13 protein-coding genes are annotated in these 12,561 nt (G+C 73.2%); 5 read left to right on the top strand and 8 right to left on the bottom strand.

Going from position 1 to position 12,561, the window contains the following annotated elements:
- Positions 1-11 precede the first annotated feature (11 nt).
- Both ACFVDM_RS03060 and ACFVDM_RS03055 read right to left on the bottom strand, forming a co-directional pair.
- Positions 12-665 (bottom strand): LuxR C-terminal-related transcriptional regulator, encoded by a 654-nt coding sequence (locus ACFVDM_RS03060; protein ID WP_383632287.1) that lies wholly within the window; start codon positions 663-665, stop codon positions 12-14.
- A complete protein-coding gene (locus ACFVDM_RS03055) occupies positions 650-1,918 on the bottom strand; it encodes a sensor histidine kinase (protein WP_383632284.1) in 1,269 nt (422 codons plus the stop codon). Before ACFVDM_RS03055 ends, ACFVDM_RS03060 begins: the two co-directional genes overlap by 16 nt.
- 240 nt (positions 1,919-2,158) lie before the next feature.
- Between ACFVDM_RS03055 and ACFVDM_RS03050 the strand changes: the two genes are divergently transcribed.
- The gene (locus ACFVDM_RS03050) at positions 2,159-4,276 is read left to right on the top strand and encodes an MMPL family transporter (RefSeq protein ID WP_383632281.1); all 2,118 of its coding nucleotides are present in this window, start codon (positions 2,159-2,161) and stop codon (positions 4,274-4,276) included.
- A 76-nt stretch (positions 4,277-4,352) separates the two neighbouring features.
- Here ACFVDM_RS03050 and ACFVDM_RS03045 read toward each other — a convergent pair whose 3' ends face one another.
- From ACFVDM_RS03045 to ACFVDM_RS03030, 4 genes are all read right to left on the bottom strand, one after another.
- Positions 4,353-4,928 carry a winged helix-turn-helix domain-containing protein gene (locus ACFVDM_RS03045; RefSeq protein WP_383632278.1) on the bottom strand — a complete coding sequence of 192 codons (576 nt, stop codon included), beginning with the start codon at positions 4,926-4,928 and terminating at the stop codon, positions 4,353-4,355.
- A 352-nt stretch (positions 4,929-5,280) separates the two neighbouring features.
- A complete protein-coding gene (glnII, locus tag ACFVDM_RS03040; RefSeq protein WP_383632275.1) occupies positions 5,281-6,315 on the bottom strand; it encodes a glutamine synthetase in 1,035 nt (344 codons plus the stop codon).
- 158 nt (positions 6,316-6,473) lie between these two features.
- Complete coding sequence (locus ACFVDM_RS03035) at positions 6,474-7,610, bottom strand: hypothetical protein (protein WP_383632273.1); 1,137 nt, start codon at positions 7,608-7,610, stop codon at positions 6,474-6,476.
- Positions 7,607-9,088, bottom strand: coding sequence for a hypothetical protein (locus ACFVDM_RS03030; protein WP_383632270.1), 1,482 nt, complete (start codon positions 9,086-9,088; stop codon positions 7,607-7,609). The genes ACFVDM_RS03035 and ACFVDM_RS03030 overlap by 4 nt, the downstream gene beginning before the upstream one ends.
- A 214-nt stretch (positions 9,089-9,302) precedes the next feature.
- On the opposite strand from ACFVDM_RS03030, the gene ACFVDM_RS03025 reads away from it, so the two are divergent.
- Positions 9,303-10,208, top strand: a complete 906-nt coding sequence (locus ACFVDM_RS03025) for a Gfo/Idh/MocA family protein (RefSeq protein WP_383632268.1) — start codon at positions 9,303-9,305, stop codon at positions 10,206-10,208.
- Between the two features lie 19 nt (positions 10,209-10,227).
- Here the strand turns inward: ACFVDM_RS03025 and ACFVDM_RS03020 are convergent, their stop codons facing one another.
- Positions 10,228-10,587, bottom strand: a complete 360-nt coding sequence (locus tag ACFVDM_RS03020) for an arsenate reductase family protein (protein WP_383632265.1) — start codon at positions 10,585-10,587, stop codon at positions 10,228-10,230.
- Between the two features lie 129 nt (positions 10,588-10,716).
- Here ACFVDM_RS03020 and ACFVDM_RS03015 point away from each other — a divergent pair, with 129 nt between their 5' ends.
- The gene (locus ACFVDM_RS03015) at positions 10,717-10,986 is read left to right on the top strand and encodes a hypothetical protein (protein ID WP_383632262.1); all 270 of its coding nucleotides are present in this window, start codon (positions 10,717-10,719) and stop codon (positions 10,984-10,986) included.
- Between the two features lie 76 nt (positions 10,987-11,062).
- Here ACFVDM_RS03015 and ACFVDM_RS03010 read toward each other — a convergent pair whose 3' ends face one another.
- Positions 11,063-11,425 (bottom strand): hypothetical protein, encoded by a 363-nt coding sequence (locus ACFVDM_RS03010; RefSeq protein WP_383633486.1) that lies wholly within the window; start codon positions 11,423-11,425, stop codon positions 11,063-11,065.
- 223 nt (positions 11,426-11,648) lie between these two features.
- Between ACFVDM_RS03010 and ACFVDM_RS03005 the strand changes: the two genes are divergently transcribed.
- Positions 11,649-12,134: a hypothetical protein gene (locus ACFVDM_RS03005; protein ID WP_383632260.1), complete on the top strand. Its 486-nt coding sequence runs from the start codon at positions 11,649-11,651 to the stop codon at positions 12,132-12,134.
- Between the two features lie 33 nt (positions 12,135-12,167).
- Positions 12,168-12,560, top strand: coding sequence for a VOC family protein (locus ACFVDM_RS03000; protein ID WP_383632257.1), 393 nt, complete (start codon positions 12,168-12,170; stop codon positions 12,558-12,560).
- The last annotated feature ends 1 nt before the right edge of the window (position 12,561 follow it).

The raw sequence follows: 12,561 nt of genomic DNA, 5'->3' as shown, positions 1-12,561 counted from the left end.
CCGAGTGGGTCCTACGCCTTGCCCCGGTCCAGATAGGCGAGCACCGCGAGGACGCGGCGGTTGTCGTCGTCGGAGGGCGGCAGACCGAGCTTCCCGAAGATGTTCGAGGTGTGCTTGGCCACCGCCCGCTCCGTGATCACCATCTGCGAGGCGATCGCCGCGTTCGACCGGCCCTGGGCCATCAGCTCCATGACCTCCCGCTCGCGCGGCGTCAGCCCGCCCATCGGCTCGTCCTGCGCCCGCCGGCTCAGCAGCTGGGAGATGACCTGCGGATCCATCGCCGTGCCGCCCGCCGCGACCCGGCGGACCGCGTCGATGAACTGGTCCGCGTCGAAGACCCGGTCCTTGAGCAGATAGCCGATCGCCCCGTTGCCGTCCGCCAGCAGCTCGCGCGCGTACAACTGCTCCACGTGCTGGGACAGGACGAGCACCGGGAGCCCCGGACGCGCCCGCCGGGCGGCCAGGGCGCACTGCAGCCCCTCGTCCGTGTGCGACGGCGGGAGCCGGACGTCGACCACGGCGACGTCCGGCTGCAACTCCGCGAGGGCCCGGGTCAGTTCGGGCCCGGTCTCGACGGCGGCCGCGATCTCGAAGTCGTACGCCTCCAGCAGGCGGACCAGTCCGTCGCGCAGCAGGAAGAGATCTTCGGCTAGGACAACTCGCAAGGGATCTCCATGGTCACCATGGTGGGACCGCCCGCGGGACTGCTGACGGCCATGACGCCGTCGAATGTACCGAGTCGCCGTTCGATTCCGCTCAGCCCGGAACCCGCCCCGGCCTCGGCCCCGCCCCGCCCGTTGTCGGTCACCGAGATCCGCAGCATCCCCTCCGCGTGATGCATGTCCACCCAGACCCGGTCGGCGCCCGAATGCTTCGCCGCGTTCGTCAGCACCTCGCTCACCGCGAAGTAGGCCGCCGACTCCACCGGGGCCTCGGCCCGGCCCGCCAGCTCCACGTCCACCTCGGTCGTCAGCGGCAGCCGCAGCGCCAACGCCCGCACCGCGTCCCCGAGCCCGCGCTCCGCCAGCACCGGAGGATGGATGCCCCGCACCAGATCGCGCAGCTCGGTGAGCGCCTCGGCCGAGGACTCCCGGGCCATCGCCAGGAGCTTCTTCGCCTGCGCCGGGTCCTTCTCGACCAGCGCCTCGATGGCCCCGAGGTTCATGCCCATGGCGACCAGCCGGGCCTGCGCCCCGTCGTGCAGATCCCGCTCGATGCGCCGCAGCTCCGAGGCGGCCGTGTCCACGGCCTCGTGCCGCGTCTCGGTCAACCGGTCGACGCGCAGCGCCAGTTCCTGCTCCTGGGTGGGGGCGAGCACCGACCGGGCGAGCACGAAGTGGGCCCGCAGCAGCGGCCGGCTCAGCGCCATGCCGGCCACGAGGAGCACCAGGCCGAGCCCGGCGGCCATCAGCCCGGTCGCCTGGCTGTCCACCGGGACGAACCCGTACCAGTAGCGGTCGTCCCGGAACACCCGCCACAGACCGGCCGCCAGGACGAAGCCCTCCACCGGGTAGGCCATCAGCGCCGCCGCCAGCAGCGCCACCACCGCGCCCGCCGTCATGTCCACCAGCATCCAGCGCATGTCCCGCCAGGTCGCCGGATCCTTCATCAGCAGCGTGGTGCGCTCCACCGAGCCGGTGAACCCGCTCCGCAGATCCTTGGGGAACGGCCGGTACGGCACGGGGATCCGCACGTCCGACCAGGTGATCGCCAGCAGCCGCCGCTGATTGGCGTGCCTGCGCACCGCCGCGACCAGGTACGGAGTGGTCACCAGGCCGATGCCCAGCGGAATGAGCGCGATGGACACCAGCGTCACCGTGAACAGCGTGACGGAGCCCGCGAGGGCGGTGAACGACAGCACCAGTCCGCGCCACGCGGCCAGCAGCGCCGCCCGTATCCGTCCTCCGATGGCGTTCATGAACCACTCGCTTCCCCTCGTCGGGCCGCCGTGCCGGCCCGGTGCGCACCCAGTCTGACCCGGGCCGCGCCCCGGGCGTCAGCCGGTCCGCCACCCGGGCGGGGTGTACCCAGCACCACCCCCCGGACCTCGCCCTACGGCACGGGCGGGTGGGGGCCTCGGCGGCTGGGGCGGCGGACCGGCGATTCCTAGATTCGGGGGAGTCAGGTCCGACGTACTACTTCAGGGGGCGACACCGCCATGAGGCGAAACCTCGCGGCACGTATCGGTGTGTGGAGCGCACACCATCGCAAGACGGCCGTTCTCGGCTGGCTGCTCTTCGTGGTTCTGGCCGCGGGTCTCGGCGGCGCGTCCGGCATGGTCGAGATGACCGACGCCGAGAACGGGGCCAGCGACTCCGCCCGCGCCGAGAGGATCCTCGCCGACGCGGGCCTGGGCCACCGGGCCGGCGAACTGGTCATGGTGTCGTCCGACCGTCCCGACGGCTGGCGGAAGGCCGCCGCCGAACTGGCCACCGCACTCGACCGCACCGGCGAGATCACCGACCTCGCCCCGCCCGTCGCCTCCGGGAACGGCAAGGACGGGCTGATCACCTTCGCCATGAAGGGCGACCCGGACACCGCCGCCGACCGGGTCCAGCCGGTCCTGGACGCCGTCGCCGGCGTCGCGGAGGAACGGAACGACGTCACCGTCCGCCAGTTCGGCGACGCCAGCGCCGGCAAGTGGCTCGGCGACCTGCTCTCCGACGACTTCAAGAAGGCCGAGTTCACCGCCGTGCCCCTCGCGCTCGGCATCCTGCTCGTCGCCTTCGGCGCCGTCGTCGCGGCCCTGCTCCCCGTCGGCCTCGCCCTCACCGCCTGCATGGCCGCCTTCGGCCTGCTCTCGCTCGCCAGCCACCAGCTGCACCTGTTCCAGACCACGTACTCCGTGATGTTCCTGATGGGCTTCGCCGTCGGCGTCGACTACTGCCTGTTCTACCTGCGCCGCGAACGCGACGAGCGGGCCGCCGGGCACGACGCCGAGACGGCGCTGCACATCGCCGCCGCGACCAGCGGCCGCGCCGTGCTCGTCTCCGGGCTGACCGTCATGGTCGCCATGGCCGGGATGTTCCTGTCCGGGCTGATGCTGTTCAAGGGCTTCGCCCTCGCCACGATCCTCGTCGTCCTCATCGCGATGCTCGGCTCCGTGACCGTGCTGCCCGCCCTGATGTCCTGGCTCGGCGACCGCGTCGAGGCGGGCCGCATCCCGCTGCTCAACCGCCGTGCCCGGCGCGGCCGCAAGGAGAGCGGCCGGCTGGCCGGACGGCTGCTGCGCCCGGTGCTCAACCGGCCGAAGCTCTTCGCCGTGGCCTCCGTCGCCGTCCTGCTCGCCCTCGCCGCGCCCGCCGTCGGCATGAAGACCGAATCGCTCGGCCTGGAGAAGCAGTTCGGCTCCGACTCCACGCTCTCGGTCGCCTACCGGAAGATCAGCGAGACCTTCCCCGGCGGCCCCGCCCCCGCTCAGGTGGTCGTCGAGGCCGACGACATAGCCGCCCCGGCCGTCCGGAAGGCGCTCACCGGCTTCGACCACGTGACCGTCCACCGCGCCCAGAACGTCGCCGAGTTCGAGGTGCCGCTGCCCGACGGCGCGGACGGACTGCGCGAACTGCGCGAGAAGCGGCTGCCGGCCGCCTTCGACGGCACCGGGGCGCACGCCTACGTCACCGGCGAGACGGCCGGGTCCGTCGACTTCAACGACCAGTTGCGGCGCGGCATCGTGCCGGTGTTCCTCTTCATCGCCGCGGTGACCTTCCTGCTCATGCTGTTCTGCTTCCGCAGCTACGTCGTCGCCGTCACCTCGATCGTCCTCAACCTGCTCTCCGTGGCCGCCGCCTACGGGGTGATGACCGCGGTCTTCCAGCACGGCTGGGGCGCCTCGCTGATCGGCTCCGAGGGGGTCGGCGCGATCGAGTCCTGGATGCCGCTGTTCGTCCTCGTCGTCCTGTTCGGACTGTCCATGGACTACCACGTCTTCGTGGTCTCCCGGATCCGCGAGGCCCGGCTGCGGGGCCTGTCCACCCGCGAGGCCATCGACGAGGGCATCCGGCGCACCGCGGGCGCCGTCACCGGCGCGGCCGTGATCATGGTGGCGGTGTTCTCCGTCTTCGGCACGCTCTCCATGCAGGACATGCAGCAGATGGGCGTCGGCCTGGCCGTCGCCGTCCTGCTCGACGCCACGATCGTCCGCATGGTGCTGCTGCCCTCGGTGATGGCGCTCCTCGGCGAACGCAACTGGCGCACCCCGCGCGCCCTGACCCGCCTCCCGGCCCCCGACCACGGCGAACCGGCCGCCGCGCCCGCCCCGGCCGTACGCGTCTGACCTGTCTCCCGCCCCCCGGACGGCGAAGGGGGCCCGGTTCCGGAACAGTCCGGGACCGGGCCCCCTCCTTCGTACGTCAGGGCGCGTACTTGTATCCGACGCGCCGCACCGTCTGGATCGACCGGCGGTGCTCGGCCCCCAGCTTGCGGCGCAGCCGGGCGATGTGGACGTCGACGGTCCGCCCGTCGCCCACATGCCCGTAGCCCCACACGGTGGTCACCAACTGGTCGCGGGTGTGCACCCGGTGGGGGTGCGCCACGAGATGGGCGAGCAGCTCGAACTCCAGATACGTCAGATCGAGCACCGCTCCGTTCACGGAGGCGGAACGCTGGACGGAATCGATGGTCACCGGCCCCGCCGGAGCCTGGGCCGGCACCTCCGGCAGCACGTACTGCGCGGCGGCGGCCGCGAGGGCCGGCTGCTGGTCGGCCGGTACGAGCACCAGATAGCCGACCATCGGAGGCCGCCCCGGCAGCGCGGGCAGGGTGTGCTGGGGTGCCGGCAGCCAGGTCGCCCCCGGTGTCAGCAGCGCGGAGACATCGGCGGGCCGGACGGTCTCGTCCGGTGCCACGGCACGCAGCCGGTGCCGGGGGGCGGACGGGGGAGGAGCGGTGGAGGCGGCAGCGGTGGAGAAGGTACGGGTGTTCGCCATGAGGGTCAGCTCTTTCGCGCGAGGAGTCGTCTGTGGAGGGACGTGCTTCGTGCGCGCGGGCCGAAGACCGGGGTGAGCGGCTTTAGAGGGCCGGCGCGTTCCACGCGCGGCAACACACCCGGTCGAAGTCGTGGTGCTGACGGGACGGCCAGAACGGTTCGAGGTCGCTGCGACCGGTCGAGAGGTACGGGATGCTGGCCATGCCCCCATTGAACCAGAGAACACCCTCCGGCAGCAGACCTCTCTCGGCCGTCGATACGGACCTTTGGCGTTACGTACCTCACGCCACGCCGAAGGGGCGCCCACCGGATTCCGGTGAACGCCCCCTCGGCGCATGCGTGTGCGGTGCGGATCAGGCCTGGCCGGCCTTCTCCAGCGCGGTGCAGCAGGTGTCGACGATCAGCCGGGTGACGACATAGGGGTCGACGTTGGCGTTGGGGCGGCGGTCCTCGATGTAGCCCTTGCGGTCCTGCTCGACCTGCCACGGGATGCGGACGGAGGCGCCGCGGTCCGAGACGCCGTAGCTGTACTCGTTCCAGGGGGCGGTCTCGTGGAGGCCCGTCAGACGGTCGTCGATGCCGGCGCCGTAGTTCTTCACGTGGTCCATGGGCTTGGAGCCCTCGCCGAGGGACTCGCAGGCGGTGATGATCGCGTCGTAGCCCTCGCGCATGGACCGGGTGGAGAAGTTGGTGTGCGCGCCCGCGCCGTTCCAGTCGCCCTTGACCGGCTTGGGGTCGAGCGTCGCGGAGACGTTGAAGTCCTCGGCGGTGCGGTAGAGCAGCCAACGGGCCACCCACAGCTGGTCGGAGACCTCCAGAGGGGAGAGCGGGCCCACCTGGAACTCCCACTGGCCGGGCATGACCTCGGCGTTGATGCCGGAGATGCCCAGGCCCGCCTTGAGACAGTTGTCGAGGTGCTTCTCGACGATCTCGCGGCCGAAGATCTCGTCCGCGCCGACGCCGCAGTAGTAGCCGCCCTGCGCGGCGGGGAAGCCGCCCTCGGGGAAGCCGAGCGGACGGTGGCCGTCGAAGAAGGTGTACTCCTGCTCGATGCCGAAGATCGGCTCCTGCCCGCCGAACTGCTCGGCGACCGGACGCAGCAGCGCCCGCGTGTTGGAGGCGTGCGGGGTCATGTCGATGTCGAAGACCTCGCACAGGACCAGGACGTCGTCGCCGCCGCGGATCGGGTCCGGGCAGGTGAAGACCGGCTTCAGCACCCGGTCGGAGGCGTGGCCCTCGGCCTGGCTGGTGCTCGAACCGTCGAAGCCCCAGATGGGCAGCGCGGCCACGTCGGACGACGGGGCGCCCGGCATGATCTTGGTCTTGGACCGGAGCTTGGCGGTCGGCTCGGTGCCGTCGATCCAGATGTACTCAGCCTTGAACGTCACGGAAGCCATCCTTCGGGGGTGCTGCGGGTCTCTGCAGCGCAGCTTCGCAAGGCGCGATTTCCCGACCGTTGCCCTCGTGTGAACCCCGTGTTACCGGGGTTTCCGCCATGCGACGCACCCCCGGTGCGGGGGAGCGGACCCCGCGCCCGGGGCCGCGCTCACCGCCCCCGGTCGCGCAGCAGCGACGCGAAACCGGCCGCCCGGATCCGCCGCACCAGCTCCTCGGGACCCGTCCCCAGCGCCCGCGCCGTGTTCCCCAGGTGCCAGTCCTCGGCGGCCAGCCGCCGCAGCAGGTACCCGCGCCGGATCTGCGCCTCGGAGAGCCGGAACGTCTTCAGGTACGCGACGCGGCCCTTGTGGTCGGTGATCGTCTCCCCGATGTGCTGCCCCGTCCCGTCGCGGGCGAACGGCGGCAGGAACCGCCGCAGCGTGAACGACCCCATCCGGTACACCCGGTCGAAGGCGTACGAACCGTCCAGCAGCTCCCCCGCGAACAGCGTGTCGTGCCCCGTGCGCCACGCCCGCTCCTGGACCCGCGCCGCGGCCCGCAGGTCCCCGAGCGTCCGCAGATGCGGGCCGTCCGCGATCCGCGCCGCGAAATCGGCCACCGGGGCGCCGTACATCGCGTACTGGTGGACCAGCTCCCCGTACAGGTCCTGGACCAGCGTGGCGTGCAGCAGCCGGTAGTCCTCCGGATGCGGCACCACGAACGCGGCGGCGAGCGCGTCCGAGACGTACACCATCACCCCGCACTGGCCCGGATGGATCTCGAAGACCCGCAGCGCCTCGCCGAGCCCCCGCACCGACCACCCCAGGTACGTGTCCTCCGCACGCGGCGACAGCCCGTTCCGCAGCGCCGAGCGCGACCACTCCTCCCAGGCCGTCGAGGGACCGCCGAAGTGCAGGGCCAGATAGCCCTCCAGCGCCAGATGCAGCGGCAGGAAGCGCAGCCGGTCGCCCGGCTTCCGCTTGGCGAGCCGGTGGTGGCGCAGCCGGGGCAGCCGCACGGCCTCCGGCCGCGCGCCGCCGTCCCCGTCCGCACCGGACAGCTGGGTGCCGTACGCCGCCGAGCCCGCTCCCTCGCCCGACCAGTCCGCGACGAACCCGTGCGGGATGTACGAGGTGTACGTCCCGCGCGGTCCGAGCGTCACGGTCCCGGCCCCGTACCCCTCGTACACCTCCCGGTGCAGCCGCAGCCCCTCCACCGGGGCCTCGCGCAGCAGCGGCACCAGCCGGATACCGCCCCACACCTGCGCCGGGCCCGTGGTGAGCCCGGCCGTCTCGATCCCGGTCACCGCTCCGCTCCCCGCGGACCGGCCCCGGTGAACCGGGCGACCTGCCGGTCCAGGTACGCGTACAGCTCGGCGGGCCCGGTACGGCCCTCGGAGAACTGCGCCAGCTCCACCAGCGCCGGCAGGTCCTCCGCGTCGCGGATCCCGGCCGTCGGCACGGCGGGCGACAGCCGTCGCACGTCGAAACCCTCCGCGTCGTATACAGGGTTCACATGGACCGCCGAGGTGCGCCGCTCCGGGTCGATCCGCGTCCGCCACACCCGCAGCACCTCACCGGCCAGCCCCGGCGGGGCGTTGTCCCAGCCGTCCGAGACGACGACCAGCCGGTCCGGGCCGTGCTCCAGCGCGTCCAGGATCCGCAGGCCCAGCGGCGTCGGCCCCCACGGCACGACCAGCAGTGGATCGCGCGCGCCGGAGGTCCACAGCCCGGTGTACGCGCCGGGCGCGGCGAGCGCCTCCAGCAGATGGTGGCAGGCCAGCGCCACGGCCAGCGGGCGGCGCCGCTTCACGCCCGAACCGGACGAGGAGTAGCTGTCGTCGAGCACCGCGGCGACCCGTCCCCAGCTCCCGGCGTGCGGTCCGGCGGCCCGGCGGGCGGCCGTGCGCAGCGCCCCGGTCAGCTCCGCGCGCCGCCGCCCGCGCTCCTCCCGGTCCAGCGCCAGCACGTACAGCGCGAGACGGGTCAGCGGCATCACCGCCAGATCGACGTCCGGGGGCGGACCGGGACGCCCCTCCGCCCGCTCCTCCCGGGTGCGCAGCCGCTCCAGCCGGGTCATCCGGGGCGCCATCCGCTCCAGGAACGCCTCGCGCTCCATGCCGCGCCGGGCGGCGAAGCCCTCCGCGACGGTGAACGGCAGCTCCCCGACGGCGCCCTGCTCGTAGTGGGCCCGGCGCCAGGCGTCCAGCAGCGGGTGCCGGTAGCGCGGCAGCGTGCCCGGCCGGAACAGGAACGCCCCCAGCTCGCCGCCGGCTCCCGGGTCCGTGGTGTCGAGCCGGAGATGGGTGTGCCGGGCCGCGGCCTTCAGGCCCGCGCGGTACTTCACGGCGTCGTGCCCGAGGTCCGGCCGGGCGGCCAGCCAGTCGCGCACGATCGCACGGGTGCGCCGGTTGTTGACCCCGGCCGCGCGCAGCGCCCGGAACAGCCGGTAGACCCGCTGGGGCGCCATCCGCGCCAGCCGGGCCGCGATCAGCCGGCCCTCGGCGCGCCGCTGTGCGGCGGTGGCGTCTCCGGCGTGGGCCAGCAGGCCGTGCACGATGTGCGCGGCGTTGTGGTCGTTGATGTCCAGGGCGAGCGTGGCGGCGTACACCCGGCGGTAGTTGACGCGTACGTACGCGTGCAGGAAGTCCAGCGAGAGCCGCTGCTCGTCCGCGTCCGAGCGGAATTCGCGCTGCCCGGTCGCGGTGATCGCCGCGTTGACGAAGAGCAGGACGTCCTCGGCCGCAACGAGGTCGGCCAGGGTCTCGGTCGTCTCGGTCGTCATGGTCGGTGCCCCCCCCGTGGTGTTCCGCGAGCCGTGCGCGCACACGGAAGCCGGCCGGGGAATGGGGGTGCGAACAGCGAAATATTTGCTTCAAAGGCAAGTCCCGGAAGTCGCACCGGAGTCCCGCGGCCGGCCCCGCAAACGTATCCGTACGCCTGTCCGCCCCGCCACCCCATTCGGACGCGCACCACGCCCCACCGGGCACACTGGACCCATGACGCCTCCCGTGAACCCCCTGCGTATCGGCCTGGTCGGTACGGGCCCGTGGGCCCGCGCCACCCAGGCACCCGCCCTCGCCGCCCACCCCGGCGCCGTGCTGAGCGGGGTGTGGGGCCGCCGGGAGGAGGCCGCCCGCGCGCTGGCCGGGGAGCACGGGACCGAGGCGTACAGCGGGGACGCGGGGCTCGACGAGCTGTTCGCCGCCAGTGACGCCGTCGCCTTCGCGCTGCCGCCGGACGTCCAGGCCCCGCTGGCCGTGCGGGCCGCGGCGGCCGGCTGCCATCTGCTCATGGACAAGCCGGTGGCCACCACCGTCGAGGCGGCCCGCGCGGTCGCCGAGGCGGCCGAACAGGCCCGGGTCGCCTCGATCGTGTTCTGCACCCTGCGCTTCGCGCCGGAGACCGCCGCCTGGATCGAGGAACAGCGCGCGCGGGGCGACTGGTTCACCGCACGGGCCGAGTGGATCGGCGCGCTGTGGGCCCCGGGCACCGACAGCGCCTACGCCGCGTCCCCGTGGCGCCGGGAGAAGGGCGGCCTCTGGGACGTCGGCCCGCACGCCCTCTCCGTCCTGATCCCGGTCCTCGGCGACGTCACCGCCCTGACCGCCGCCCGGGGCCCGGCGGACCTCCACCACCTGGTGCTCCGTCACACCTCCGGCGCCTCCAGCACCGTGACCCTCGCCCTCGGCGCCCCGGTCGCCGCCGCCGGCGTCGGCGTCGAATTGCGGGGCGAGCACGGCACCGCCGCACTGCCCGGCTGGGACGGCGCCGTGGACGCCTTCCGCGCCGCCGTGGACGCCCTGACCGACTCCGTCCGCACGGGCGAACCGCACCCCTGCGACGTCCGCTTCGGCCTCCGGCTGACCGAACTGCTCGCGGAGGCCGAGGCGGTGGCGGGCTGATCCGGCCCGGGCGGTCCGCTCACCGCCCCAGCGCGTCCCGGACCGCCTCGTCGGTGCGGCCCACCACGGCCGTGCCGTCGTCCGCCGTGATGATCGGCCGCTGGATCAGCTTCGGATGCTCGGCGAGGGCGGTGATCCAGCGGTCGCGGGCGTCCGCGTCGCGCGGCCAGTCCGCGAGGCCGAGTTCCTTGGCCTCGGCCTCCCCGGTACGGGTGATGTCCCACGGCTCCAGTCCGAGACGGCCGAGCACGGCCCGGATCTCGTCGGGCGAGGGCACGTCCTCCAGATAGCGGCGGACGGTGTAGTCGGCCCCCTCCGCATCGAGCAGACTCACCGCGGAACGGCACTTGGAACAGGCGGGATTGATCCAGATCTCCATGGGGCCAAAGGTACGGGATGGATCCCCGAAAACCCCTCTGGCCAGGGGCGATTGTCAGTGGGGGGCAGTAAAATGGGGGTAGTTCGTGAGGGTTCCGCAGAGTCACGCCACCGCGCCAGGAGGTTGCCCATGACCGTTGCCGCAGTCACGACCCCGCCCGTCCACAAGCCCCTGAGGAAGAAGCGCCTTCCCGCCGGCCGTCCGCGCGAGTGGTACGTCGCGCACAACCGCCGGCTGAAGGCGATGCGCCTGGCGATCGTGCTGCTCGACACGGGCGTCCACCACCCGTCGACCGCGAGCAACGCCCGGATACGCACGACCGCCGAGCGCATCGGCATCCACCCGCCGTCCGACACCACGTGCCGCATGGTCCGCGCCCTCATCCGCTACGGCCGCTGACCCGCACGCACCCCGGCACGCACCCCGCCCCCGTCCGGACCTCTCCGGGCGGGGGCGGGGTGCGGTGGCCGGCCGCTCAGAAGCCGTCGCACGAGGCCGTGGCGAAGGGCCCCGAGGCGGTGGCGGTCCGCCGGGTGCCGTCGTCCACGGTCACCGCGCAGGCCACACGGCCCCCGGACCCGCCGAGCGTGACGGTGAACGAACCGCCGTCCATGAAGCCCTTCGTGTCCACCTCCCCGGCCCACGGCAGCCGGCGAAGCGTCAGCCGCCCGGTCGCCAGCTCGTCGTCCCGCCAGGTGCTGTACGTGAGGGTCACGTTCTCGGCCGCCCCCGTCACCTCGTAGCGGATGTGCAGGGTCCTGGCCCCCGCGCTGTGCGCCTCCCGCGCCAGTACGGCGGAGACCGCGCCGGCCCCCAGGGCCAGCAGCACCAGGATCATCACGAGCACCCACGGCCACAGCCGTCGCCGGGGCCCGGACCCGGGCGCGGGTTCCGGAGCGGGGCTCGGGGATGCGGCCGGCTCGTCCATCCCCCCACCCTCGGTGCTCCGGCCCGGTCCCGCGACCCCGCCGCCCGTCCGGCCCAACCACCGCCCGCCCCGGGTGCGCCCGCCCCCGCCGCCCCGTTGACTGGCTCCGACACGGCGAGTGCTGGGAGGCACCATGGCGAGGCGAGGCGTACGGGGCGCGGGCGCGGTGCTGGTGGCGGCGGTGATCGCCGCGACGGCCACGGCCTGCTCCGACGACGGGGACACCGCGTCGAGCACGGTCTCCAAGGCGGCCTCCGCGGCCTCGTCCGCCGCCTCCAAGGGGGCCGACGCCGTGGCCTCCGCGACGGCCGCCGCCGGGGACAAGCTCAACGACATCAAGGACGGCGTGAACGCGAGCGGGGACGTCAAGGCGGCCGCCGCCACGATCGACGGCGACGGCCGGGCCACCTCGAAGATCACCGTCACCAACAGCACCGACAGCACGCAGTCCTATGCCGTCCAGGTCGACTTCGAGGACGCGAGCGGCAACCTCCTCGACACGGTCGTGGTCACGGTCGACGACGTCGCGGCCAAGGGCACCAAGGACGCCACGGCCCGCAGCAACCGCACGCTCGAAGGAGACGTGAAGGCCGAAGTGGGCAAGGCCCTGCGACACTGAGCCGCCACCGCCGCACCGACCCGGAGAAGCCTCATGCGCATCCATCTGACCAGCGTCTTCGTCGACGACCAGGACAAGGCCCTGCGCTTCTACACGGAGGTGCTGGGCTTCGTGAAGAAGCACGAGGTGCCCGTGGGTGCGGACCGCTGGCTGACCGTGGTGTCGCCCGAGGCGCCCGACGGCACCGAACTGCTCCTGGAGCCCGACGGCCACCCCGCCGTGAAGCCGTACAAGGCTGCCCTGGTCAAGGACGGCATCCCCGCCGCGTCCTTCGCCGTGGACGACGTGCCCGCCGAGTACGCCCGGCTGGGCGCACTCGGGGTGCGCTTCACCCAGAAGCCCCTGGAGATGGGGCCGGTGACGGTGGCGGTGCTGGACGACACCTGCGGCAACCTCATCCAGATCGTGCACGACGCCGGCGCCTGAA

The organism is Streptomyces sp. NPDC057682, assembly GCF_042799575.1.
Classification (GTDB): Bacteria; Actinomycetota; Actinomycetes; order Streptomycetales; family Streptomycetaceae; genus Streptomyces.
Note: the sequence above shows the minus strand (reverse complement) of the source record. Positions and strands in the feature narration are given on the sequence as shown.

What these genes read in the sequence shown, in the direction of transcription:
- ACFVDM_RS03025 (WP_383632268.1), top strand. Translation starts at nt 9,303, where the DNA reads ATGACGCCTCCCGTGAACCCCCTGCGTATCGGCCTGGTCGGTACGGGC.
- ACFVDM_RS03010 (WP_383633486.1), bottom strand. Translation starts at nt 11,425, where the DNA reads ATGATCCTGGTGCTGCTGGCCCTGGGGGCCGGCGCGGTCTCCGCCGTA.
- ACFVDM_RS03050 (WP_383632281.1), top strand. Translation starts at nt 2,159, where the DNA reads ATGAGGCGAAACCTCGCGGCACGTATCGGTGTGTGGAGCGCACACCAT.
- ACFVDM_RS03045 (WP_383632278.1), bottom strand. Translation starts at nt 4,928, where the DNA reads ATGGCGAACACCCGTACCTTCTCCACCGCTGCCGCCTCCACCGCTCCT.
- ACFVDM_RS03055 (WP_383632284.1), bottom strand. Translation starts at nt 1,918, where the DNA reads ATGAACGCCATCGGAGGACGGATACGGGCGGCGCTGCTGGCCGCGTGG.
- ACFVDM_RS03030 (WP_383632270.1), bottom strand. Translation starts at nt 9,088, where the DNA reads ATGACGACCGAGACGACCGAGACCCTGGCCGACCTCGTTGCGGCCGAG.
- ACFVDM_RS03020 (WP_383632265.1), bottom strand. Translation starts at nt 10,587, where the DNA reads ATGGAGATCTGGATCAATCCCGCCTGTTCCAAGTGCCGTTCCGCGGTG.
- ACFVDM_RS03000 (WP_383632257.1), top strand. Translation starts at nt 12,168, where the DNA reads ATGCGCATCCATCTGACCAGCGTCTTCGTCGACGACCAGGACAAGGCC.
- ACFVDM_RS03015 (WP_383632262.1), top strand. Translation starts at nt 10,717, where the DNA reads ATGACCGTTGCCGCAGTCACGACCCCGCCCGTCCACAAGCCCCTGAGG.
- ACFVDM_RS03005 (WP_383632260.1), top strand. Translation starts at nt 11,649, where the DNA reads ATGGCGAGGCGAGGCGTACGGGGCGCGGGCGCGGTGCTGGTGGCGGCG.